Below are 21,694 nucleotides of genomic sequence, written 5' to 3' on the forward strand. Positions count from 1 at the left end.
GGGATGGACGTCAGGCAAGATGGGGTGTTTTTGGCGGCTCAGGACCGGCGCAGGCCCCTGACCAGCGGGGGAACCGCCGGACAGGGGCCGCGCACGGGCCGTGGGCCGTCTGGGGGCCGTCAGGCCGCCTGTGCGAGAAGCGCAGGGCGCGCCCGGAGGAACACCGCCGACACCGCCGCCCGCGTCCTTACCTCGCTGCTCGGCATCAAGTGCGTGTAGATCCGCAGCGTGAAGCCGGGGTCCGAGTGCCCCAGGTACACGCTCAGAGCCTTGATATTCCCGCCCGCGTTCAGGAGCATCGAGGCGTAGAAGTGCCTCAACGCGTGCATGCCGTCGTCCGGTGCGGCGGCGTAGCGTTCGCCGCGCTGCTTGGGCGGGATGACGCCGGCGGAGACCAGTGCGGGTTTCCACACGTAGTCGTCAAAGTAGCTGCGCCAGATCGCGTTGCCCACACCGCTGGTGAAGACGAGTTTGCGAGTGACCGGCGGTCCGTCCGGCGTCTTCCACGGCAACGTGACGTCGACGGGCGGGAACTGTTCCATGTGCTCTCGCAGTCCCATTCCGACCACCGGACTGAGCGGTGAATCCCGGAGCTTGCCGCGCTTGGGCGGAGCAAAGACCAAAGTGCCGCGTACGCGCTTGACCTGCTGGCGGATACGCAGCCACCCGGCGTCGAAGTCGATGTTGTCTTCGGCGAGTCCGAACACCTCCCCTTGTCGGCATCCACAGCCGCCGCCAGCATCCACGGTGGCCGCGTACCGGTCCGGCAAGCCGGCGCGGACAGCGAGCACGCGTTCCTCGGTCCACGGCTGGATCAAGCGCGGTTCAGGCTCCGGGGGCTTGACCGAGTGAGCGTGGCAGGGGTTCGACCGGATGACGCCGTCGTCCACGGCGGCGTTGAACAGCGACGACACCGAGTCGTAGATGGCGCGTCGGTACGTCGCGTTGGGCAGAGCCAGCAGGAGCATGTTCAGCCACGTACGCATGTGCTCGGGCTTGAACGACCCCATGGGGCGTGTCCCCAGGTAGGGGATCGCGTGGAGTCGTAGACGCCTGTCCACGACTTCCTGACTCCCCAGATCTGTTGTCAGCCCCGCCAGCCACTTGGCGGCGTACTCCCGGAAGGTAATCTGTCCAGCCTTCGGATCGATGAACTGCCCCGAGTCCATGTCGGCCTTGATGCGCGTCAGCCACTTCTCGGCCAGGGCCTTTTGACGGTCCGGGTAGCTCTTGGACTGCTCCGTCCCGTCCGGTCCAATGTAGCGGGCGCGGTAGCGCAGCCCCACACCGTAACGATCGCTCTTGACCCTCACCGTTTTGCCGTCCGGGGTGGTCTCGGTCTTGTACCAGCGGTCTTGGATATGGCCTGCCATGTGGTGGCGATCCCTTCGGGGTGCATGGGGAAGGGAGGGCCCGTGGGCCCTCCCTTGGGTGTTGCTGGGGTGTGGTGGCGTCTCAGGCCGCGTCTGCGGTCATGCGGTCGTTTGCCCAGTTGCGCACGGCGGTGGGGTCGTAGCGTAGGTGTTTGCCGACGCGGAATCCGGGGGGTCCGGTGCGTTTCTTGCGCCACTGGTAGACGGTCTCCAGCGGTACGTCGAAGAGCGCGGCGATGTCGGGCGGGGTGAGGAAGCGATCAGGGAGTACGGTCATTTCGTCTCCGTCGTCTGCGGGAGCCCTTTGCCCTTACCTCTGTGGGCCGCTACTTCCGCTACCGCCGCTACGTCGCAGGTCAGGGGCCTGTGGGTGGTAGCGGCTGGGGTAGCGGTAGCGGATGGGTAGCGGCGGGGTAGCGGCCCGGGATGCCGGTTGCCGCTACTGTGTTTCCGCTGGTCAGGCCGGGTTTTCGGTGCCGGGTAGCGGAGGTAGCGGACTTCCGGGGGGTGGGGGGCAGTAGCGGGCCCACGCGTCCCAGAGATCGGCGGCGTAGTAGCCCTTGAGGACGCTCCCGGCGGTCTTGATGTTGCGGGAGGTGACGGGGTCGTTGTCGCTGGTCATGTACTCGGCGAGCATCTTCGAGAGGCGCCGGTTGTCGAGCGGCTTGCCGTGCAGGTCCGCCCACGGCGCATCGTCTAGGGCGTTGAGGCGGTCCAGGATCGCGACGGTCGGCAGTCGGTCGATTCCGACCATGACGTGATCACGCAGGTCGGTCAACAGGCGGATGCCGAGACTGCCCTTGTCGTTGGTCCTGGACGCGGTCACCAGCGTCACGCACGCTTCACGCGCCCTCTCCGGCCAGTCCCCGCCGGCGACGTCGGCGATGGCGAGCAGGGACTCCCACACGTCGGCCGGCCGGTCGCTGACCCCTTCGGGCATGTCGGGCCAGGCTCCCATGACGAACTCACGGGCGTGCTCGGCCCATTCGGCGAGTCGGTCACGGAGCTTGTGACCCTCGGCCTCGTGGATGCGGGCGCGGAAGGGTTCGACGCGTTCGTTGCGGGCCCGGCGGCGCATGCGGATGATGACCGACCGGGTCATGATCGTGTCCGGCAGGTTGCCCAGTCCCGCGAGGGCGACCGCGCAGTACGAGGGGAACGCCTGAACGGTCTGGTTCCCGCCGTCACCGATGCACCGGTAGGTGACCCCGGTACGGCGGTGGCCGGCGTTGAGGAACCCGCGTAGCTCCTCGTTCTCCCCCGCCTTTGGCCCGAAGACCGTGTCGATCTCATCGAACAGGATGGTGGGCCGCCCGTTGGGGTTGGAGACGGAGCGGAACAGGGCGGCGGCGGACGCGTTGACGGCCGTCATCGGTGCGGGCACCAGGGTCTCCACCACTTCCAGCGCCCGCGACTTCCCCGACCCCGGCTCGGGGGAGAGGAACGCCAGCCGCGGCGTGGACTCGAAGCAGTCGAGCAGGTGGGCGTGTGCGTCCCACAGGGCCACGGCCACGTAGGCCGCTTCGCTGGGGAAGACGTTGAAGCGGCGGTGGAACTGCTCCACCTCGTTGAGCAGGGCCGCGCCGTCGATGGACGGGGTGCTTGGGGGTGTGGTGCTCATGCGGCGGTCCTCCTGGTGTTGCGGGCGGTCGGCGGGCGCAGCAGGGCGACGTTGGTCTGGTCGGTGTGGTGGGGGCAGGCGTCCCGGTGTGCCGCGTGGTCCTCAACCAGCGCGAGGAGGTCCGCTTTTCCGGCAGCGGTCAGGTCCCGTCCGCACGCGCACCACGACTGGGCCGTGGGCGTGGCGCGGTACGGCGCCCGGATGGTCAGTTCCCCGACGACGCGGAGCGGGGCGGCATGTCGAGGGGCGGGGGGAACAGAGGTGGGGACGCCTTCGGCGACGACCTTCGCCGCCCCAGCGCCACGGTGGGCGGGGGCCGCTCCGGCGAGGCTGGGGCTGGTAGGGATGGAAGGACTGCTCTTAAGGAGGGGGAGGGGGGCCGGGATCATGCGGCCCTGCCGGGGTTGTGGGCGATCGACCAGTTCAACGCGCTGGTGATGGCGGCCTGGCACTCGCTTTCCCGCAGACCAGAGGCCAATCCCGCCCCATTAAGAGCATCTTCGACCGCAGCCCGGGTGAGGGCGCCGGATGCCACGAACCGTCCCAGGGCGCGGGCAGCACGAATGAGCGTCGCGTTGCGCACACCCTCCTGCGCGGTCGCGACGTTCGCCGTTTCGGCCTTGAGGGCCGCTGTGGCGTACGCAGGGCCCTTGGGCGCCTCGGGGGCGGCCGTTAGTGCCCGCGATTCCTGACGGGCCGTCAGGAGGGCGTACAGCCATTCCGGGAGCGGGGCGACCGGTGCTGGATCGGCGACCACGTACGAACCGGCGGGGGTGGTGCTGCCGGCGGCGACGACGTACCCGCCCCACGCCCGCGTATCGATCAACTCCCCAAGCTTCCCTGCCGTGTTGGTCAGCCGGGTGCCGCCGGGGGCGGTGAAGTAGAGGTGGTGTCCGCCGGAGGGGGTCCGGGTGCGGTAGGTGGTGGGGACGGCCTGCCCGGCGCGCTTGCAGAGCGCCTTGAAGGTCGTCACGCCGCACGGCGTGCCCGTACTGCTGTTGGGCTTGGGCATGTCCAGGTCCACCACGACCAGCCCGGACGGGCCGGTCGCGATGCCGACGTTGTACGCGCCCTGGGACCAGGCCCGGCGGATGCGGTCGGGGTCGGTGGTGGCCCGGTCCTCCCACTTCCGGTGCCCGCCGGCGCACTGCCCGGTGAGGGGGCAGGAGGTTTCGCCGTGCAGGGCGGGGCGCTTGTCGCCGGGGCGCAGGGGGAAGACGTGCCAGCCGCGTTCGGCGCCCGCCAGGGCGGCGGTCAGGAGGTGGTTGTTCATGCCGCCACCGCCGTACGAACGTGGGTGAGGAAGGCGCGGCCGATCCACTCGCTGTACGCCGGGGGGATGGCCTCGGTCAGTTCCTCGCGGACGTCGGTCCACGTGATGCCCATGGCCGTCTGGAGTTCGGGGACGGACGGCTTGCCGCCGCCGTTGCCGTACGCCGCGACGTACGGGCCGTCGTAGAAGGCGCCGTGCCGGTAGCCGCGCACCCGCCCCCGGTGCGGGACGTGCGCCCGCTGCCGGGTGGTCCAGTTCCCCAACTCGAAGTTGCGGTGGCGGATCACTCCGAGACCGAACATCTCCCCGCACAGCGTGAGGTCTTTGCGGATGTCCGCGCGGCCGTTGGGCTGCTCGATCACGTAGGGCAGGCCCGTACGGTCCAGCAGCTCCCGCGTCGGGGCCACGAGGTCCACGTGGGTTCCGCCCCAGCCCTGGGAGGCGTTGGTGCCCACGGTCAGGGAGCACTTGCCCTGGCACGGCGGGGAGGAGTGGACGAACGCGTACCGCCGGATCTCGCCCGTCTCGATGAGGTGGGCGAGGTGGGCGAGCGCGTCGCCCTGGTGGTGGGCGAAGGGGTAGTTGGGCCGGGGCGCGATGTCGACGCCGGTCACGTCGAACCCGGCCCGGTGGTAGCCCATGGCGGCGCCGCCGGCGCACGAGAACAGATCGAGCAGGCGCGACTGTTCACCGCGTACTCGCCGGATGGGGGTGCGTTGGGTCATGCTGGGGGCTCCAGTTCCACTCTTGAGTTGTGTGCTGGACGAGGGCGGCCCCGGACTTTGGTGAGACGGGGGCCGCCCTTGGTCGTGTGGTGGGTCAGGAGTGCAGTTGGTTCGGTTCCGGGGTCGGGAGGCGGGGGCGTGAGCGGGTCGACAGGTAGGCGCTTCCTGCCTGTCGGAGTGCGGTGTGTGTGTCGCGGCTCTGTTCGCGTCCGGCGGTGAGGGCCGCTTCCGTGGCGGGGTTGAACGTTCCGTTGTTCACGGCGCCCAGTGGAATGTCGCTGAGGTCGATGGCGGCCCAGGCGGCTTTTTCTCCCAGGTCGACAAGGGTGCTGCCGGGTGCGACGAGAGCGAGGAGATCGCGGGCCAGGGTGATTTCCGTTCGGAGTCGGAAGCGGTCCGCGCGCTGGTCGCTGGTCTCGCCGGTGCCGTCCCGGAGCGACGCGACCATGAGCCAGTAGCTCTCGCGGTACTTCAGCACCGCTTTGAGAAGGGCGATGAGGGCCCCGGTGACTTCCTGCTGGTGCCGCTCGGTACGGGCGGCCCGGTCAGCCGCGCGCTGTGGATAGGCCACGAGGGCGCCGCCGGCGAGGGTGCCGAGTACGGCGATGAGTGTGTCCCACATGTGGGGTCAGCTCCTTCCGATTTCTCGCCCGCGCTGCGTGGGAGCCTTGAACTTGATGTAGGCGAGGGTGCGTCCGGCGTCCTTGCGCGAGGGGGAAAAGCGGGGCGGGGGGCAGTTCGGGATGGAGGCAACGATCTGCTCGGCCAGTGCCCGGACGAGGTTGTCGCGGGCGATCACGCGGATCTCCACCACCTCGTCACCGTTGTCGGTGGTGCGCCTGGCGGGCTGTCGGGATGCCATGAGTAGTCCTTTGAAGTGGGGAGGATGTCGGAAGGGGGGTCTCTTTCACGTGCAAGTGGAATCGTGTGGCGGAGAGGTCAGGGAGGTGGAGGCACCCCCTTCCGGGAGGGCGTAGAGGGCCCTTCGGGGGTGTTGACCTGCGGTGCTTCCCTAGCTCCCTGAACATCGTTTGTGCAGGTCAGATGGAGGGAGGTGGGTCAGGGAGGGGGTGAGGGAGTTCTCCCTGTCTCCCTGACCCGCCGGGGTGTGGCTCCCTCTACTCGGCGGCGGAAGCGGAACCGTCGGTGCCACGGTTGGTGAGGGCGCGGGCGACGCGGTCGCGGCCGACGACCATCCGCCCGTCGGACTTGTACGCCCCGGCGCCTTCGGCGTCGAGGACGCGCTTGAGGTCGCTGTTGGTCCACGACCCGTATGCGTCCTCGTTCAGCGTCGCGAGCCGCTTGAGGACGTCCTGGGTGAGGACGCGGGGCGCGTCGGCGATGACGGATGCGATGTCCGCCAACGGGTCGTGGTCCTCGCCGTGTTCGATGACGTGGAGGGTGGTGACGCCGTCGCGCATGGCCCGTGCGCGGGCGGTGATCTGCCCGGCGGTCTCGGTGTCGATGTAGTGGGTGCGGACCGTGATGGACGCCTGCCCGGCGGCGATGGTGATGCCGTCGGACGCGACCACGAGGGTTCCCTTGTCCAGCCCGGGGCGGAGCAGGTTGGGTGCGGCCCCTCCGTCGACGGCCTTGTCTCCGAGCGCCATCCGGGCCTGCGACTCCGTGCCCAGCGCGAGCGATGCGCGGGTGTGGGCGCCTTCGCGGACGAGCTTGGGGAGGTTCTGGTCGGTGGGGTCCTGGGTGCCCTGCCAGAGGGTGACGTTGACGGCCCGCCCCTGGTTGTGGATCTTCCGCGCGGCCATGAAGTACCGGGACGTGGCCTTCGACCCGCCATAGGGCCGCTTGTCCGCGTCGACCACCGGGCACATGAACGCGACCTGCGCTTCGTCCACGAGCAGGACCAGCGGCGGGAACACCGTGCCGGGCGGGGCCTGGAGCCGCCGCTCCATCTCACTCACACCGCCTTCCAGCATCTCCGTTGCCTCAACGACGTGATCGTCGGTCGGGCCCTGGATGAGGATGGTGGCCAAGCCGTCGAACATGGCCCAGTCCCCGGCGCCCTTGAGGTCGGCGAGACGGAACTCCACCGACCGGTCCAACGCCAACCACAGGGCCAGCGCCCGCAGGGCGGCGGTCTTGCCCTGGTTGGACAGACCCGTGATCAGAAGGTGCCGCTGGTAAAGACTCAGGGTCGCGGCGTCGCCGCGCAGGTCTTGGCCCCACGGGGCCTTTCCCTTGGCGTAGTCGGCGGTCAGGGTGTCGTCCGTGACCAGTGGGGACGGCCCGATCGGCTCATCGAGTGCGCCACTGTCGGCGATCCACAGACGCACGGTCCGGGCGGCCTGGGGGATGGTGATGAACACCTCGTGCTCGTGGCGGGCGAGGTTCTCGGCGAGCTTGCGGCGCCTGCCCTGCACCTCGTTCGTGGACACCCCGGAGGGAAGGGTGACGTCGACCTCGACACCGCACCCGGCGATCCGGATCGGTCCCAGCATCGCCGCGCCCGCGTCACCCATGTCCTTGATCGCGGCCCGCAGCGGAGCAACCCCCAGGTCCCGCAGGGCGGTGACCACCACGGAAGGGGTGATCGGCGCCCCCGCGTCCTGACCACGCGCGCTCACAGGAAGGGCCCACTGGGGGGCGGCGCCCCGGCGGCGGCCAACAGCCCACACACCGAGCAGGGCCACCCAGGGGGCAGCGGCGACCAACGGCCCCCACACCACCGTGGTGATGACGACCAACAGGCGGATGAGGTCCACGAGGGCCATGAGGGGGGTGATGACGTCGGCGGGGTTCTTGTTCGCCACCGCCAGCGCGATCCCGATCACCAGGAGGGTTCCGACCCCGCCACCTGCGCCGACCGCCGCGCCCTTGACGATGCGTTCGGGTGCGGTGAGCAGGTCCATCCGGCGGCGGTGCCGGTCGGCACGGTAGCGATGCAGCCGCTCTTCCCAGTCGCCGGCGGCCTCGTAGTTGCCGACCGCTTCGGCGGCCCGGAGCATCCGCTCGTACCGGGCGGCGGTACGGCCGTCCCACGCACGGCGGGACACGATGCGCGTGCCACCGACCACGTACATGCCGTGCCGCACCACCAGGCGCCCCGCCGTACGGGTCCCCTCATGCGTGACGGCCGTACGGACCGCGCGCCCGGAGCGCACCCACAGCGGAACCAGCGGCTTGACCTGCTCGACCGGGAGAACAACGGCGGGCGCCGGGGCGGCCGGGGAAGGAACCGCGGTAAGGGTGGTGGTGGGTTCGGCATCTTTGAACAGATGGATGACGTTCTCGGACATGATGGAGGTCTCCTGCTCTCAGCTTGTGGAGCGGCGGGAACCCCGGACGGTCGGCGTCCTTGGCCGGTAGACGGCCGTCCGGGGGCAGTTCAGAGTCCGATGCGGCGGGCGGCGCGCTCGGTACGACGCAACGCGTCCTCGGTGGTCCGCAGCGCAGTCCTGGCGGCGGCACGGTCGGTGCGACCGGCGGTGCGCGCGGCGGTCTTGGCCACGGCCACCGCGTCCCGGGCGGCTTCCAGCTCGCGGGTCATGGCGTCGTTCTCACGCTCGCTGCGGGTGGCGGCCGTCTCGAAGATGCGGTCCACCCGGCGGGTCAGGTCATCGAGGTGGACGTCCTCCCCCGCGAGGCCGCGCTTGGCCATGCGGGCGATCAGGGCGGCGACACGGGTCTTCTCCCCGGCGGTGAGGCGGGGTTCGGGGTTGGGCTTGAGTGCCATCGCAGGTCTCCCGTTCCGGGGCCGGACTGTCCGGCTCCCCTCACCGCCCGGCACAGGGCACGGGCGGATCGGGCAAGCGTCAGGCGGGCCGCAGTTCGCGGGTGTGGCACAGCACGGGGGCGATCCAAAAGCCGATCCCGGCTACGGTCCACCGCCCGTTCGTCAGCGGTCCCGGGGGGACTTCGTCCAGGATGTGGCCGGTCTTCCCGGCCGCGCGCGGGTCGTCCTCGCAGGAGACGATCCGCACCATGTCGCCGGCCTTGAACGTCATGCCAGCACCCTTTCGCTCAGCGACGGCCACGGGCACGGCGGACGTTCTTCGCGGCGGCCTTGCCGTCCGGGCCGCCGATCGATTTCACGACGGTCACGACACCCCACGCGCACACGGCGGCGATCAGGGCGAGCAGGGCGAGGTTCGCGGCCATCGCGGTCAGCACGCCGACCAGCAACGGCCCGAAGTACACGCCGGCCGCCACAGTCCCGGCGCCGACGCCGGATCCGAGCGCGAGACGCTGGATGGTGCGGTCCGGCGGGGCCTGGTGGATGTGCACGACCTGCGGGGCCGACTGCTGCGGTGCGGGCAGGTGGGTGGGGTTGACGTAGGCGTGGGTGCCGTCCGGGAGCTGGACGACCGTGCGCGGGGCGGGCAGGTGTTCCACGGTTCCTCCGGGTACGTGGTCGCGGGGTGGTGCGGGGGCGCCCCGGGCCGGAGTCGAACCGGCCCTTTCGACCATCGGGACTGTAGGCGCCGCAGGTCAGGAGGTGGATTCCGTGGCCGCCCGGACGATGGCCGCGTGATCGAACGCCAGGACAGGGAGCGCGTCCAGCGGCCACCAGCGGGCGGCCGCGGCGTCGTCCCCCGCCGACGGCTGAACCGGCCGGGGAAGCGTCGCGGCGTAGGCGACCGTGACGTACCGGCCGCGCGGGTCACGGCCGGGAGCGTCGAAGGTGCCCACCTGCCGCAGGTCGGCGGTGGTCACGGCGATGCCGGTCTCCTCGGCCAGCTCGCGGGCGGCGGCTGTCAGGCTCGTTTCGCCCGCGTCGACGTGGCCGCCGGGAAGCGCCCACATGCCCTCGAACGGGTCCCACCCGCGCTCGATCAGCAGGACGTGCCCGTTGGCGATGAGTACGACGTCGGCGGTCAGGCGGATGGTCTCGAACGTCTCGGTCTCGGTGGTGGTCACGATGTCCTCTCGGGGTGGGTGAGTAGTGGTGCGTGCCCCGGGCCGCGGTCGATGCGGCGCCCTCACGGCGTGAATGCCGGGGCGATCGACGCGCAGGTCAGGAGGGGTTAGCGCAGGGAACACACATGCCGAGTGAGCGGGGGATGCAGTACCCGCGATCGGTGCGGCAGTTGGGGCAGGTGCGGCGGGCGAGCATGGCCTTGGCGAGCGCGGCGGCGCGACCCGGGGTCATGGGCCGTACGGGCTTGGCACGGTCGCGCCGGTACAGGTAAGCGACACGGAGCGTCGGCGGCTGGCCCGTGCGGCGGCGGCGGTTGGAGAACCACAGCAGTTGCGCGGCGGCCCGCTGACCGCCCGGCCGCAACCCGTCGGCACGGAGCTGCCGACGGGTCGCGTACCCGTCCGGGGCCATGCGGAAGGGAAACGTCGGGAGCCCGTACACCTCGCCGTCCGGGTCGAAGAACCGGGCCGACATCAGGCCACCGCCGGGGCAGTGTCGTCCTGACGAGAATCGGTAACGGCGTTAGCCGCGTCACGCTCGGCGCGCAGAGTATCGCGCAGTCCGCGAGCCTTCTCCGCAGACGTGCTGACCGCCTTGCGGATGGCATCGGCCGTCAACCGGCCGTCCGGCCAGTCCGCCGTTGCCGCACGGGCCTCATCAAGGAGTTGGTCAGGCGTGCGCCTCGGTCGGGCACCCGGCCGGGCGGCTTGCGGGACCCGACCGGTCGCCCGACGGGGCCGCACCGACTCCGCCGCAACCACAGGAACGGGCGCGGCGATCGGAGCCGACTCCACGACCGCCGGAATCTCAACCGGGTCGGGGGCGGGGAGCGCGGCCGGGGTCTCGACCGGAAGGGCGGGGGTGTCGGCCGACTTTTCCAGGTCAGAGGTAGACCGATTGATAATAATCTCGGTCGTTTTCTGATCGTCTGGGGTGGTTTGCGGTCGGTGGTGGAGCACCTTGGCCACGAGGTCGGAACCGAAGTAGATCGACCCGACCGGAAGCGAGGTGGCCAGCAGGACCAGCGCCCAGTTGGCGGGGTTCCAGTCGGCCAACTGGCCCCAGTCGACCGCCCGACTGTGCAGGGCGGGAACGAGACCGTGCACGTAGTTCAGGACCAGGGATGCGACCGTGTAGGCGGCCAGCACCCGCAGAGCGAACTTCCGATCGTCCCCGACCAGAACCAGCGCGGCGACCAGCGCGAGAGCCATCAGGCCGTCGACTACGAACGGGTACAGCGTGGCCCCGGTGGCGTCCGCGCCGATCGCACGGGCCACATCCCGCAACGCGGTCCACGACACCCGGAACGCCATCCCGACCACGCCGACCAGGGCGAGGACGAGCAGGGTCTTGGCGGTGCGGTTCATGCCAGCCCACCCCCGATCGCGATCACGGCAGCGAGGATCAGCAGCACGCCGGCCGCGCACGTCAGGTCGACCGCGCGGGACAGGCACCGGAACTTGGTCACCGCGATACGGGAGAGATTCGCGATGTCCGCCCCGCGCCGGTCTTCCGCCAGCGCGGTACGGATCTCCTCGGCGGTCAGCCGGGCCCAGTACGGGAAACCGGCCACGGCCGCGCCGGACATGTTCGGTCGCACCGCCCGCAGCAGCAGGCCCGCCGCAACCAGCAGCAGGGCCACACCGGCGGCGCCGACGACGTATCCGGCGACCGGTACGGGCGCGTCTTTGGCGACCGTCCAGACTCCGGCGAGCAGGGCGCCGATGAACGCCAGCAGCAGCGAGGTCTTGGTGTCGGTGCGGGCGATCTCCGCCTTCACCTCGGCGTGCGCGGCGGTCAGCTTCTTGTCCAGGTCGGCGCTCACGCGGCACCCCCGGACGTGCTCACCGTGGTGCCCCGGTTCGACAGCTCCCGGCGGGCGGCCAGCACTCGGCGGCGGGCCCGGCGCACCCGGCGGGTGTCCAGCTCGTTGGCAGGCCGGTCCAGGGTCATGATCTGCGCGTCGAGGAGTTCGACCTCCGCCCGGATGAGCGGCATCTCGATCTCGATCGCGGACAGTTCGTCGTCGGTCGGGTCAAGCCAGGGCTCGAACGCCGTAACGGCGTCCTGAACAGTAACGATGTAAGGCATGAGTCGGGATCTCCCTAGCAGGTGACACGGCTCGAACAGCGGCCCCGGTGTCTCACCACCGGGGCCGTACGCCGTTGCGTGGTTGGAGTGCCCCGGGCGGGAGTGGAACCCGCCGACCCGTGGGGGTCACCATCAGGGGCGAATGCGCTGTACAGAGAGAGGCGACCGTCAGCGGCAACGGTGACGCTTGGCCGCCGCGACGATCTCCGTGTAGTCCCTCCGGCTGAATGACCGCCAGTTGCAGTCGATGCACTCGGCGTAACAGTCTCCGGGTCCCTGGCCAAGGACGGGACGCCTGGCCGAGACGGACTTTGTGATCTTCCTGGTGGTGTACTTCTGGGAGGCCATGAAGTGATCTCGTCTCTCTCGATGCACTGGAACCGGCATTTCCAGCTCCCCGCACCCCCGTCCGTACGGTCACGAATGATCGGACGGACGGGAGAGGCAGCCGGCCGCCGCCAGGCCGGGGAACGCTTGGGCGGCGAGTGACGCGGTGGGCGTTACCGCTCGTGCAGGTCCGGCGCGAGCGGCGCCCTGGTATGTCGCCGGTGCATGCCGACTCCTTCGCTGAGTGGTCGAGCAGGGGGTGTCTCCTTCGGGAACACGAGCTCCCGTTTCAGGCTGGAGACGCGACCTTTCGGTCTCGAATTGCCCTCCGGTTGACCAGGGGTCCGGGTCCCTCGGCCCCCTCTGTCCGGGGCCCCTTGACTTGCCGCGCGCCCTTTCGGGCACGCAATGCACGGAGTCTCATGACTCCTGTACTCCTGCACTCATGTGCAGGAGTTACGTTTATGAGAATGACCCAACTCCTGCACATGAGTCAACCCGCCGCGACAAATTTCTTCGCAGCGGGCTGTGGGAGGCGCACGACGGTCAGTCCCCGGCGGGGATCCGGTAGTCGAGAACGAACTGGTCAGCGGCCATGATCGTGTCGCAGACCTCCACGATGCGACCGGCTTCTGTTTCTGCATTGCGGGTCAGATGAAAGACGGGTGCGCCGGGGCTGAGACTGAGCGCGCCGGTCTCCTGCTTGGTCGCGAGCCGGGCGCGAACCGTCTCGGTGAACTCCTTGAGGGTGTGGCCGTTCTCCTCCAAGCGCGCGTAGATGCCCCCGCCGCCGGGGTTCTCCTGGGACAGCTCCGGGATGGTCTCCGCGATGTCCCACGGGAGGTAGGAGGTCGCCTCTTCCGTCGGTGTTCCATTGCTGAAATACAGGCGTCGACGCGCGAGGACCTTGCTTCCGGCGGGGACGTCCAGACGCTCCGCGATGTCGCCCGGCGCCTCGATGGGGCCCACGTAGAGGACTGTCACCCCGGGCGTTTTTCCTGCTTGCTCCGTCTCTGCGAGGTAGGCGGCCTTGCCCGCCCTGCGGTGGGACCGACGGAAGCGGTCGGAAGACTTGCGGCGTACGGGAGGCTGGCTCTTCACGAAAGAGCCTTTGCCGTGGTGGGTGTCGATCAGACCAGTCGGGCGCAGCTCTGCCACTGCCTTGCGCGCGGTGCCCTGCGAGACCGAGTACCGAGTCATCAGCTCGGACTCACTGGGTACCTTCTGCCCTGGCGCGAGGATCCCGGCCCTGATCTGCTGAGCGAGGTCTTCGGCGATCTGTAGGTACCGTGGCTGACCAGAGTCCCTAGAGGCTGTGATGCCCATACTCTTCCGTTCCTCCTATGCTCCTATACATGAGTAACGCTACCCAGGAGGGCGCGCCAATGTCGCTTCACTCGGTCTCTGTGGCCGGCGTCGTGGTCCGTGACGACGGCCGCGTCCTGGTCATCCGCCGTGCCGACAACGGTGCCTGGGAGGCGCCGGGCGGCGTCCTGGAGCTGGACGAGCGGCCCGAAGAAGGGGTTTGCCGGGAAGTACTGGAAGAGACCGGGATCAAGGTAGACGCCGTACGCCTTACCGGCGTCTACAAGAACATGACGCGAGGCGTCGTCGCGCTGGTCTTCCTCTGCCGACAGGTCGGGGGAGAGGAGCGCACGTCAAGCGAGACCGTGGACGTTCAGTGGTTCACGCGTGGAGAGATCCAAGCAGAGATGCTTGAGGCTTATGCGGTGCGTGTCCTTGATGCCCTCGGCGACAGCGGGCCGCAGGTGCGGGTGCACGATGGTCGCCGACTGCTCGACGGCCCGGACTGGCACGCTGCCTCCAAAGCGTCCTGACCACGGAGAACGTACCCTCTGCGGGGCCGTCTGTGGGCCGTCAGACGTCGACCAACAGTGACCAATGACGACCCGCAACGACCGCTCGGTGGAAGTGCTCAAGCCGTAGGGCCCAGTTCAGAAGGCCGTGAGGTACCCGTTTCCCTCGGGGGATGGACGTCAGGCAAGATGGGGTGTATCTGCCCTCACGCGGCGGAGCCGCACATTGGCCCTTCTCGATTGCCGGACGGTTTCTCTTGGCTGAGTACATCTACACGATGCGCAAGACGCGCAAGGCGCACGGCGACAAGGTCATCCTCGATGACGTGACGCTGAGCTTCCTGCCGGGCGCGAAGATCGGTGTGGTGGGTCCGAACGGCGCCGGAAAGTCCACCGTGCTGAAGATCATGGCGGGCCTGGAGCAGCCGTCCAACGGGGACGCCTTCCTCTCGCCCGGTTACACCGTCGGCATGCTCCTCCAGGAGCCGCCGCTGGACGAGACCAAGACGGTGCTGGAGAACGTCCAGCAGGGCGCGGCCGAGATCATGGGCAAGCTCCACCGCTTCAACGAGGTCGCCGAGTTGATGGCCACCGACTACTCCGACGCCCTGCTGGACGAGATGGGCAAGCTCCAGGAAGACCTCGACCACGCCAACGCGTGGGACCTGGACACCCAGCTCGAACAGGCCATGGACGCCCTGGGCTGCCCGCCCGGCGACTGGCCCGTCACCAACCTCTCCGGCGGTGAGCGCCGCCGCGTCGCGCTCTGCAAGCTCCTCCTCGAAGCGCCCGACCTGCTGCTCCTGGACGAGCCCACCAACCACCTGGACGCCGAGTCCGTCCAGTGGCTGGAGCAGCACCTCGCCAAGTACCCCGGCACCGTCGTCGCCGTCACCCACGACCGGTACTTCCTCGACAACGTCGCGGGCTGGATCCTGGAGCTCGACCGCGGCCGTGCCATCGGTTACGAGGGCAACTACTCCACGTACCTGGAGAGCAAGCAGGCCCGCCTCAAGGTCGAGGGCCAGAAGGACATCAAGCGCGCCAAGCGGCTCAAGGAAGAGCTGGAGTGGGTCCGCTCCAACGCGAAGGGACGGCAGGTCAAGTCCAAGGCCCGCCTGGCCCGTTACGAGGAGATGGCCGCCGAGGCGGACAAGATGCGGAAGCTGGACTTCGACGAGATCCAGATCCCGCCGGGCCCGCGCCTGGGCAACGTGGTCGTGGAAGTCGAGCACCTCACCAAGGCGTTCGGCGACAAGGTGCTCATCGACGACCTCTCCTTCACCCTGCCCCGCATGGGCATCGTCGGCGTGATCGGCCCCAACGGCGCCGGCAAGACCACGCTGTTCAAGATGATCCAGGGCTTCGAGCAGCCCGACTCCGGCTCGATCAAGGTCGGCGAGACCGTCAAGATCAGCTACGTCGACCAGGGCCGCGGCAACATCGACCCGAAGAAGTCGCTGTGGGCCGTCGTCTCCGACGAGCTGGACTACATCAACGTCGGCCAGGTCGAGATGCCCTCGCGCGCGTACGTCTCCGCGTTCGGCTTCAAGGGCCCCGACCAGCAGAAGCCGGCCGGTGTCCTCTCCGGTGGTGAGCGCAACCGCCTGAACCTGGCGCTGACCCTCAAGCAGGGCGGCAACCTGCTGCTCCTTGACGAACCGACCAACGACCTGGACGTCGAGACGCTCTCCTCGCTGGAGAACGCGCTCCTCGAATTCCCCGGCGCGGCCGTGGTCGTCAGTCACGACCGGTGGTTCCTCGACCGGGTCGCGACGCACATCCTCGCGTACGAGGGCAACTCCAAGTGGTTCTGGTTCGAGGGCAACTTCGACTCGTACGAGAAGAACAAGGTCGAGCGCCTCGGCGCGGACGCCGCCCGTCCCACCCGCGCCACCTACAAGAAGCTGACGCGAGGCTGAGATGGCCCGGCACATCTACAGCTGCCCCCTGCGCTGGTCGGACATGGACGCCTTCGGGCACGTCAACAACGTGGTCTTCCTCCGCTACCTGGAGGAGGCCCGCATCGACTTCATGTTCCGGCTGGCGCCCGGGGACGGCTCGCCGTCGTTCTCCGGCGGGTCCGTCGTGGCCCGGCACGAGATCGACTACAAGCGCCCGCTGGTCCACCGGCACGAGCCGGTGATCATCGAGTCCTGGGTGACGGCGATCACGGCCGCGTCGCTGACCATCGCGTACGAGATCAAGGACGCCGAGGGCGCGGACGAGGTGTACGTGAGGGCCTCGACGGTCGTCGTGCCGTACAACCTGGAGGCGGGGCGGCCCCGGCGCATCACCGACGAGGAGAAGTCCTTCCTCGTCCACTACCTGGACGACGGCGCCGGCGCCAGGAACGGCGCCGGCGGCAAGCACGGCGACAAGAAGAAGGACGCTCTCGCGGCATGACATCGCCCGGCCTGACTCTGGAGTTCGCCGACGCGCGGGAGGCGGCGGACCTCGCCGCCTTCCTCGGCCGGCTGATCCACTACGACCGCGCCGCGGCGGTCAGGATCCAGGCCGGCGGCGGCGCGCTCGCCGTGTTCGGCAGGCCGGCGTCGTTCGACGTGCTCGCCGTCCGTTCGGCCCGCCTCGCCACCCCGCACGTGCTGGACGTCACCGTCTCCGCGGGTGAACTCCTCGAAGGCATCGGGGAGTCGGCGGGCACGGCCGGGATCCCGGCCGCCGTCACCGGCCCCCCGTGGGCCGGGATGCTGCCGCCGCGCGGCGGCTGGCAGCAGCTCCCCGGGCTGCCGGAGGAGGACGCGATTCGCGGTGCGGTGGCCGCGGCGGTCGGCGAATTCCGGTCGCGGGACGAGCGGTTGGCGCCCGTCGACCGGACCAGGGCGCAGCGGGACCGGATCGGGCGCGAGATCTGGTCCAGGACGCTCGGGGAGACCCCGCTCCCGCTGCGGGCCGCGCACGCCGCCCAGTCGCTCGGATTCCTGCGTCCGGTACGGGCGTTGGTGCCGGCGGGCGGGGCCCCGGAGCAGACGGTGGCGCTGCTCGCGTCCGGCAACTGGCTCCGGCTGCGGACGCAGTACGGCTCGATCGCGGTCCGCAGGGCCGGAGTCGGCGGCCTGTCGGTCACGCCGGCCTGAGGCTGGGCGTCAGCGGCTCTGGGCGTCAGGGGGCTCCGGAACTCAGAGTGAGTCGTCGGCGCCCAGAGTCTCCGGGCCCTCAGCCCGCCGTGTTCACCATCGACGCGGCCGCGTACGTGAGGTAGTCCCAGAGCTGCTTCCTGTGCTCCTCGGACAGCCCCAGCTCGTCGACCGCCACCCGCATGTGCCGCAGCCACGCGTCGTGCGCCGCCTGGTTCACCGCGAAGGGGGCGTGCCGCATCCGCAGGCGGGGATGACCTCGGTGGTCGCTGTAGGTGCGGGGGCCGCCCCAGTACTGCATCAGGAACAGCGTGAAGCGCTCCTCGGCGGGGCCGAGATCCTCCTCCGGGTACATCGCCCGCAGCTCGGGATCCCCGGCGACCCCCTGGTAGAAGCGGTGGACCAGGCGCCGGAAGGTCTGCTCCCCGCCGACCTGCTCGTAGAAGGTCTGCTCCTGAAGCGTGCCGTGCGGAATCTCGTTCACCCCACCATCGTCTCAGACCCGACCCGCTTCCTGCCTCGGTCCAGCGACCTAGGGCCCGGCCCGTGCGGTACGGATCCTGCGGTACGGACCGCCGTACGGACCCGGCCCACTCGCTTCCCGGGCCCGGACCCAGGACAGTGGAGAGATGGGCGCACACCGGGACCAGGACGTGTACCGACCGGACGACGCGGCGGCCGGCGAGGCGCGGGCCGCGCTCGTACGGGAGATCGCGCTGTCGGGGGCGCTGGACGATCCGGCCTGGCACAGGGCGTTCGCGCAGGTCCCGCGCCACCTCTTCGTCCCGTACTACTTCGTCGGGAGGCCCGGCGGCTACGACCGGCTCTGGTACGGGGACCCCGACCCCCGGCGCCGGGAGCGCTGGCTGCGCGGGGCGTACGCGGACAGCGCGATCGCGACGCGGGTACGGGACGGCGAGCTGATCTCGTCCAGCAGCCAGCCCTCCCTCATGGCCCGGATGCTGGACGAGCTGGACGTACGGGACGGCAACCGCGTCCTGGAGATCGGCGCGGGCAGCGGATACAACGCGGCGCTCCTCTCCCACCGGCTCGGCGAGGAGAACGTCACCACCGTCGACCTGGACCCGGAGATCACGGAGTCCGCGCGCACCCATCTCGCGACGGCCGGCTACCGGCCCGCCGTGGTCACCGGGGACGGGGTGCGCGGCTGCCCGGAGCGCGCGCCGTTCGACCGGATCATCGCGACCTGCACCCTGCCGTCGGTGCCGACCGGCTGGCTGGCGCAGTGCGCCCCCGGGGCCGGGATCCTCGCCCCGCTCGCCACCGGGCTGATCGCGCTGAAGGCCGGGGAGGCGGGGGCGTCGGGCCGCCCGGACTTCGCGGAAGGGCGGTTCCTCCGGACGGCCGCCTTCTTCGTACCGCTGCGGGGCACCCCCCAGGGCGTGCCCATGGCGGCACGGCCCCTCGGCGGGCTGCCGAAGGGCGTGACCGACAACGACCTGTTCCGCTTCCTGCTCGCGCTGACCGAGGGCAGCCTCGACCCGCACGAGGCGCTGTCCCTCTGGGAGCTGGAGCAGCGGCCGGCCCGTGAGCGGTACGGCGTCACGGTCAGCGGCGGCCGCCAGTGGGCCTGGCTGGACGACCCGGCGGGGCCGTACGTATGGCCGCTCGAACCGACGGGACCGGCGGCCGCCGGGCTGACCGGCCCCGGCGGACCGTGACCGGCCCCCGCGCGCGGACCCTGATCGGCCCGGGCGGTCGGTGATCCGCCGGGCGGACGCTGATCCGCCGGGCGGACGCTGATCCGCCGAAGCAGGCGGCCGCTCAGCCCCGGCGGACCGTGATCGTCGTCCAGGCGCCGACGTGCACCCGGTCGCCGTCCGACAGCGGGACGGGGACATAGGGCTGGATCGGGTCCTCGGCGCCGTTGATCGTGGTGCCGTTCGTGGAGTTCTGGTCCACGACGGCCCAGGTGTCGTCCGGCTGGCGGACCAGGACCGCGTGCTGGTGCGAGACCCCGGGGTCCTCCGGCGGGACGGACAGGTCGATGTCGGGGGACTCACCGGTGGAGTGCCGGCGGCGGCCGATGGTCAGCTGGTTCCCGCCGAGCGTGAGCCGCTGCTCGGGGGAGTACGCGGGCAGGTTGAGGCCCGTCGCCTCGGGGCCGCTGCGCTGCATCATCGCCATGAAGTACTCACGGTCGGGCCCGACGACCGCCGTCCATCCGGCGGGCTGACCGTACGGGGCCGCGGGCGGCCCGTGCTGCGGGGAGGGCGGTCCGTGCTGGGGCAGCGGCGACTGTCCCGCCGAGGGCGGCGGGAGCATCCAGTCGTCCTCGGCGGTCCCGCGCGACTGCGGCGGCGCGGGCGGGGCCGAGGACTGCTGCTGGAAGACGGGCGGGAGCGGGGGGCCCTGGTGCTGGTACGGCGACGGGGGCGGACCCTGCTGGTGCGATGCCTGCTGGTGAGGGCCGCCCTGGTGGGGTCCCTGCGCAGGTGACCCCTGCTGCGGGGGACCCTGCGGGTGCTGTCCCTGCGGGGGCGGCCCCTGCCGCTGGAAGGCCGACGGGGGCGGGCCCTGCTGCGGTGAGTGGGGCGAGGCCTGCTCGGCCGCGAGCGGCTCGGCGGGCCGGTTCAGCTGGGAGGGGCGCGAGCTCTGGTACTCGTACGGGTCCGGCGGCCTCGGCGGCCCCAGGGACGGGAAGCCCGGCGGCGGATTGGCGCCGGGGACCGGTCCCGTGGGCCGGCTGACCGGACCTCCCTGCGGAGCCAGCGGGGTGTACGACGTGGCGGTGTTCGTGAGGAAGTTCCACCGGCACTCCTCGCAGAACGGAGCCATCGGCTCGCGCGGGGTGCGGCACTGCGGGCAGAGCTGGGCCTGCATCGTCGGGTCGGGCCCGAGGCCCGGGCCCGGGGCGGGCGGGAAGCCGTAGCCGGGTGTGGGCGGCGGCGGGGGAGGCTGGGGCACGGAGCCCGTGGGCGCCTGGCCCGTCATGCGATGGCCGCAGACCTCGCACCAGTCGTCGGAACCCGACTGGTGTCCGTTCGGGCATGTCGGCATATCGGCGCTTCCCCCTTCCTGTGCGGCCCGGAGGCCGGATTTCTCACCACTGGTTCCCCGGGCGGTGCCGCTCGGCGCCGCCCCGGTCGCGCTCCTACTTCTTCACACGAACCGTCTTGGTGGAGCGGGTCTCGAGGGTCATCTCGTCCGCTTCCGCGACTTTCGCCTTCAGTCGCACAGTACCGCTCGCTTCGTCGACGACGTCCACCACCTTCGAAAGCAGTTTCGCCGTATCGGCGTTCCCGGAGAAGGCGGCGAGCTGCACGGCGCGGCCCAGTTTCGCCGTCGCCCCGTCCAGATCGCCCATCTTCCGTGCTTCCAGGCCCTGTTGGATGACCTGCGCCAGCTCGGCCTGCCCGGTGTAGTGGGCGACCTGGGGGTTGATGGAGGTGGAGGCCTCCATGTCGTCCGTCCACACCGCCCGTACCAACCCCTGGGACAGCACCTCGGGGGAGCCGCCGTCCGGCGCCGGGACGATCAGCGAGACGCGGGCGGCCAGCATCTCCCTGCCTATGCCGGCCTCCGGGACCCGTACGCACACGTGGTAGTCCCGGGACTCGTCGCCCCAGGAACCGGTCGGGTAGTCGCCCGCCCGGGGGCCCGCTTCCGTACGCCGGTCCGTGAGTTGCTCGACCCGGGGCGCGACCTGCTTGACGAACGCGATCTCCACCCCGACCGGCGTCCACAGCCGCAGCGCGACGTCCGCGACCTCCTTGCCCATCGCGTTGGCCATCATCTGCGTGAAGTCCGCGGCCAGTCCGGCGGGGTCGGCGACGATGTCGGAGGTGCCGAGCAGCGCCGACGCGATGCCGGTGACCTCCTTCACCTCCCAGTCCGTCCCCACGCCCCTCGCGTCGCAGGTGAAGCGGCCGGCGCAGGCGTCCAGCGCGGACTTGAGGGCGTCGGACGACTCGTGTTCGTTGCGGCCGTCGGTGAGGAGGATGCCGTGGCGGATGGTGACCTCGGCGGAGTTCAGCAGCCGGTCGGCGAGCCGCAGCCAGGTGCTGATCGCCGTGCCGCCGCCCGCGTTCAGGCGGCGCAGCGCCTGCTTCGCCTCGCCCCTGGTGCGCGCGTCGGCGACGGCCAGCCGGCCGTTGCCCGGGTAGACCTCCTTCGCCAGGTGCGTACCGGCGACCACCGCGAAGGCGACTCCGTCGCGCAGGGTGTCGACGGCGGCGGCCGTCGCGTCGCGCGCGTTGCGCATCTTCGTCGGCGGGTACTCCATCGAACCCGAGCAGTCGACCATGATCACCACGGCCGCGTCGGGGCTGTTGCCGGGCACGGCCGAGGGGGTGGCCGAGGCGCCGAGCAGCGGGACGCGGCCCGAGGTGCCGCCGCCCGTGGAGGTGACGGTGACGATGGCGTTGACCTCGCGGCCGCCTTCGGGCAGGTACTCGTTCTGGTACACGTCGACCGAGAACTGCGGCACGTTCGACTTGGAGAAGTTGGCCATCGCGTTTCGCTCCTTG

25 protein-coding genes are annotated in these 21,694 nt (G+C 70.5%); 5 read left to right on the top strand and 20 right to left on the bottom strand.

Annotated elements, in window-relative coordinates:
• Positions 1-119: 119 nt before the first annotated feature.
• The 17 genes from ACIODU_RS13240 to ACIODU_RS13320 form a co-directional block, all read right to left on the bottom strand.
• On the bottom strand, positions 120-1,373 hold the full coding sequence (locus ACIODU_RS13240) for a tyrosine-type recombinase/integrase (RefSeq protein ID WP_401767194.1): 1,254 nt from the start codon (positions 1,371-1,373) through the stop codon (positions 120-122).
• An 82-nt stretch (positions 1,374-1,455) separates the two neighbouring features.
• Positions 1,456-1,650: a helix-turn-helix transcriptional regulator gene (locus ACIODU_RS13245; protein WP_401767196.1), complete on the bottom strand. Its 195-nt coding sequence runs from the start codon at positions 1,648-1,650 to the stop codon at positions 1,456-1,458.
• A 180-nt stretch (positions 1,651-1,830) separates the two neighbouring features.
• Complete coding sequence (locus ACIODU_RS13250) at positions 1,831-2,994, bottom strand: DUF3631 domain-containing protein (RefSeq protein WP_401767198.1); 1,164 nt, start codon at positions 2,992-2,994, stop codon at positions 1,831-1,833.
• Between the two features lie 385 nt (positions 2,995-3,379).
• Positions 3,380-4,267 (bottom strand): bifunctional DNA primase/polymerase, encoded by an 888-nt coding sequence (locus ACIODU_RS13255; protein ID WP_401767200.1) that lies wholly within the window; start codon positions 4,265-4,267, stop codon positions 3,380-3,382.
• Positions 4,264-4,992, bottom strand: coding sequence for a DNA methylase (locus tag ACIODU_RS13260; protein ID WP_401767201.1), 729 nt, complete (start codon positions 4,990-4,992; stop codon positions 4,264-4,266). Before ACIODU_RS13260 ends, ACIODU_RS13255 begins: the two co-directional genes overlap by 4 nt.
• 94 nt (positions 4,993-5,086) lie before the next feature.
• Positions 5,087-5,614 (bottom strand): hypothetical protein, encoded by a 528-nt coding sequence (locus ACIODU_RS13265; protein WP_401767203.1) that lies wholly within the window; start codon positions 5,612-5,614, stop codon positions 5,087-5,089.
• Positions 5,615-5,620: 6 nt separating this feature from the next.
• A complete protein-coding gene (locus tag ACIODU_RS13270) occupies positions 5,621-5,854 on the bottom strand; it encodes a hypothetical protein (RefSeq protein ID WP_401767204.1) in 234 nt (77 codons plus the stop codon).
• A 256-nt stretch (positions 5,855-6,110) separates the two neighbouring features.
• Positions 6,111-8,249, bottom strand: coding sequence for an ATP-binding protein (locus tag ACIODU_RS13275; RefSeq protein WP_401767205.1), 2,139 nt, complete (start codon positions 8,247-8,249; stop codon positions 6,111-6,113).
• 89 nt (positions 8,250-8,338) lie between these two features.
• Complete coding sequence (locus ACIODU_RS13280; protein ID WP_401767207.1) at positions 8,339-8,686, bottom strand: DUF6257 family protein; 348 nt, start codon at positions 8,684-8,686, stop codon at positions 8,339-8,341.
• Between the two features lie 79 nt (positions 8,687-8,765).
• Entirely contained in the window at positions 8,766-8,957 is a 192-nt protein-coding gene (locus ACIODU_RS13285; protein ID WP_401767209.1) for a hypothetical protein, read from the bottom strand.
• A 16-nt stretch (positions 8,958-8,973) separates the two neighbouring features.
• Entirely contained in the window at positions 8,974-9,345 is a 372-nt protein-coding gene (locus ACIODU_RS13290; protein WP_401767211.1) for a DUF6251 family protein, read from the bottom strand.
• A gap of 96 nt (positions 9,346-9,441) precedes the next feature.
• Positions 9,442-9,870: an NUDIX domain-containing protein gene (locus ACIODU_RS13295; RefSeq protein ID WP_401767213.1), complete on the bottom strand. Its 429-nt coding sequence runs from the start codon at positions 9,868-9,870 to the stop codon at positions 9,442-9,444.
• Between the two features lie 97 nt (positions 9,871-9,967).
• On the bottom strand, positions 9,968-10,345 hold the full coding sequence (locus tag ACIODU_RS13300; RefSeq protein WP_401767214.1) for an RRQRL motif-containing zinc-binding protein: 378 nt from the start codon (positions 10,343-10,345) through the stop codon (positions 9,968-9,970).
• Entirely contained in the window at positions 10,345-11,238 is an 894-nt protein-coding gene (locus ACIODU_RS13305) for a DUF2637 domain-containing protein (protein WP_401767216.1), read from the bottom strand. Before ACIODU_RS13305 ends, ACIODU_RS13300 begins: the two co-directional genes overlap by 1 nt.
• Positions 11,235-11,696, bottom strand: a complete 462-nt coding sequence (locus ACIODU_RS13310; RefSeq protein WP_401767218.1) for a Pycsar system effector family protein — start codon at positions 11,694-11,696, stop codon at positions 11,235-11,237. Before ACIODU_RS13310 ends, ACIODU_RS13305 begins: the two co-directional genes overlap by 4 nt.
• Positions 11,693-11,962: a DUF6284 family protein gene (locus tag ACIODU_RS13315; protein ID WP_401767219.1), complete on the bottom strand. Its 270-nt coding sequence runs from the start codon at positions 11,960-11,962 to the stop codon at positions 11,693-11,695. The genes ACIODU_RS13310 and ACIODU_RS13315 overlap by 4 nt, the downstream gene beginning before the upstream one ends.
• An 873-nt stretch (positions 11,963-12,835) precedes the next feature.
• Complete coding sequence (locus ACIODU_RS13320; RefSeq protein ID WP_401767221.1) at positions 12,836-13,615, bottom strand: GntR family transcriptional regulator; 780 nt, start codon at positions 13,613-13,615, stop codon at positions 12,836-12,838.
• Positions 13,616-13,632: 17 nt separating this feature from the next.
• Here ACIODU_RS13320 and ACIODU_RS13325 point away from each other — a divergent pair, with 17 nt between their 5' ends.
• The 4 genes from ACIODU_RS13325 to ACIODU_RS13340 all read left to right on the top strand — a co-directional run bounded on the left by ACIODU_RS13325 (position 13,633) and on the right by ACIODU_RS13340 (position 17,204).
• Positions 13,633-14,127 carry an NUDIX hydrolase gene (locus ACIODU_RS13325; protein ID WP_401767223.1) on the top strand — a complete coding sequence of 165 codons (495 nt, stop codon included), beginning with the start codon at positions 13,633-13,635 and terminating at the stop codon, positions 14,125-14,127.
• A 236-nt stretch (positions 14,128-14,363) separates the two neighbouring features.
• The gene (gene ettA, locus ACIODU_RS13330; RefSeq protein ID WP_161312847.1) at positions 14,364-16,028 is read left to right on the top strand and encodes an energy-dependent translational throttle protein EttA; all 1,665 of its coding nucleotides are present in this window, start codon (positions 14,364-14,366) and stop codon (positions 16,026-16,028) included.
• 1 nt (position 16,029) lies between these two features.
• Positions 16,030-16,512, top strand: coding sequence for a thioesterase family protein (locus tag ACIODU_RS13335; RefSeq protein ID WP_356427574.1), 483 nt, complete (start codon positions 16,030-16,032; stop codon positions 16,510-16,512).
• Positions 16,509-17,204 carry a hypothetical protein gene (locus ACIODU_RS13340; RefSeq protein WP_356427571.1) on the top strand — a complete coding sequence of 232 codons (696 nt, stop codon included), beginning with the start codon at positions 16,509-16,511 and terminating at the stop codon, positions 17,202-17,204. The genes ACIODU_RS13335 and ACIODU_RS13340 overlap by 4 nt, the downstream gene beginning before the upstream one ends.
• A 79-nt stretch (positions 17,205-17,283) precedes the next feature.
• On the opposite strand, the gene ACIODU_RS13345 is transcribed toward ACIODU_RS13340, so the two are convergent.
• On the bottom strand, positions 17,284-17,688 hold the full coding sequence (locus ACIODU_RS13345) for a globin (RefSeq protein WP_356427568.1): 405 nt from the start codon (positions 17,686-17,688) through the stop codon (positions 17,284-17,286).
• 145 nt (positions 17,689-17,833) lie between these two features.
• Between ACIODU_RS13345 and ACIODU_RS13350 the strand changes: the two genes are divergently transcribed.
• Positions 17,834-18,886, top strand: a complete 1,053-nt coding sequence (locus tag ACIODU_RS13350) for a methyltransferase domain-containing protein (RefSeq protein ID WP_356427565.1) — start codon at positions 17,834-17,836, stop codon at positions 18,884-18,886.
• 103 nt (positions 18,887-18,989) lie between these two features.
• On the opposite strand, the gene ACIODU_RS13355 is transcribed toward ACIODU_RS13350, so the two are convergent.
• Positions 18,990-20,225 (bottom strand): FHA domain-containing protein, encoded by a 1,236-nt coding sequence (locus ACIODU_RS13355; protein ID WP_401767226.1) that lies wholly within the window; start codon positions 20,223-20,225, stop codon positions 18,990-18,992.
• A gap of 94 nt (positions 20,226-20,319) precedes the next feature.
• The gene (locus ACIODU_RS13360) at positions 20,320-21,678 is read right to left on the bottom strand and encodes a VWA domain-containing protein (RefSeq protein WP_401767228.1); all 1,359 of its coding nucleotides are present in this window, start codon (positions 21,676-21,678) and stop codon (positions 20,320-20,322) included.
• Positions 21,679-21,694 lie beyond the last annotated feature (16 nt).

Origin of the sequence: Streptomyces sp. NPDC088261 (assembly GCF_044740805.1) — a bacterium.
Taxonomy (GTDB): Bacteria; Actinomycetota; Actinomycetes; order Streptomycetales; family Streptomycetaceae; genus Streptomyces.

Coding starts and splice junctions, on each gene's coding strand:
- ACIODU_RS13240 (WP_401767194.1), bottom strand. CDS start 1,373: ATGGCAGGCCATATCCAAGACCGCTGGTACAAGACCGAGACCACCCCG.
- ACIODU_RS13245 (WP_401767196.1), bottom strand. CDS start 1,650: ATGACCGTACTCCCTGATCGCTTCCTCACCCCGCCCGACATCGCCGCG.
- ACIODU_RS13250 (WP_401767198.1), bottom strand. CDS start 2,994: ATGAGCACCACACCCCCAAGCACCCCGTCCATCGACGGCGCGGCCCTG.
- ACIODU_RS13255 (WP_401767200.1), bottom strand. CDS start 4,267: ATGAACAACCACCTCCTGACCGCCGCCCTGGCGGGCGCCGAACGCGGC.
- ACIODU_RS13260 (WP_401767201.1), bottom strand. CDS start 4,992: ATGACCCAACGCACCCCCATCCGGCGAGTACGCGGTGAACAGTCGCGC.
- ACIODU_RS13265 (WP_401767203.1), bottom strand. CDS start 5,614: ATGTGGGACACACTCATCGCCGTACTCGGCACCCTCGCCGGCGGCGCC.
- ACIODU_RS13270 (WP_401767204.1), bottom strand. CDS start 5,854: ATGGCATCCCGACAGCCCGCCAGGCGCACCACCGACAACGGTGACGAG.
- ACIODU_RS13275 (WP_401767205.1), bottom strand. CDS start 8,249: ATGTCCGAGAACGTCATCCATCTGTTCAAAGATGCCGAACCCACCACC.
- ACIODU_RS13280 (WP_401767207.1), bottom strand. CDS start 8,686: ATGGCACTCAAGCCCAACCCCGAACCCCGCCTCACCGCCGGGGAGAAG.
- ACIODU_RS13285 (WP_401767209.1), bottom strand. CDS start 8,957: ATGACGTTCAAGGCCGGCGACATGGTGCGGATCGTCTCCTGCGAGGAC.
- ACIODU_RS13300 (WP_401767214.1), bottom strand. CDS start 10,345: ATGTCGGCCCGGTTCTTCGACCCGGACGGCGAGGTGTACGGGCTCCCG.
- ACIODU_RS13305 (WP_401767216.1), bottom strand. CDS start 11,238: ATGAACCGCACCGCCAAGACCCTGCTCGTCCTCGCCCTGGTCGGCGTG.
- ACIODU_RS13315 (WP_401767219.1), bottom strand. CDS start 11,962: ATGCCTTACATCGTTACTGTTCAGGACGCCGTTACGGCGTTCGAGCCC.
- ACIODU_RS13320 (WP_401767221.1), bottom strand. CDS start 13,615: ATGGGCATCACAGCCTCTAGGGACTCTGGTCAGCCACGGTACCTACAG.
- ACIODU_RS13325 (WP_401767223.1), top strand. CDS start 13,633: ATGCTCCTATACATGAGTAACGCTACCCAGGAGGGCGCGCCAATGTCG.
- ACIODU_RS13335 (WP_356427574.1), top strand. CDS start 16,030: ATGGCCCGGCACATCTACAGCTGCCCCCTGCGCTGGTCGGACATGGAC.
- ACIODU_RS13340 (WP_356427571.1), top strand. CDS start 16,509: ATGACATCGCCCGGCCTGACTCTGGAGTTCGCCGACGCGCGGGAGGCG.
- ACIODU_RS13350 (WP_356427565.1), top strand. CDS start 17,834: ATGGGCGCACACCGGGACCAGGACGTGTACCGACCGGACGACGCGGCG.
- ACIODU_RS13355 (WP_401767226.1), bottom strand. CDS start 20,225: ATGCCGACATGCCCGAACGGACACCAGTCGGGTTCCGACGACTGGTGC.
- ACIODU_RS13360 (WP_401767228.1), bottom strand. CDS start 21,678: ATGGCCAACTTCTCCAAGTCGAACGTGCCGCAGTTCTCGGTCGACGTG.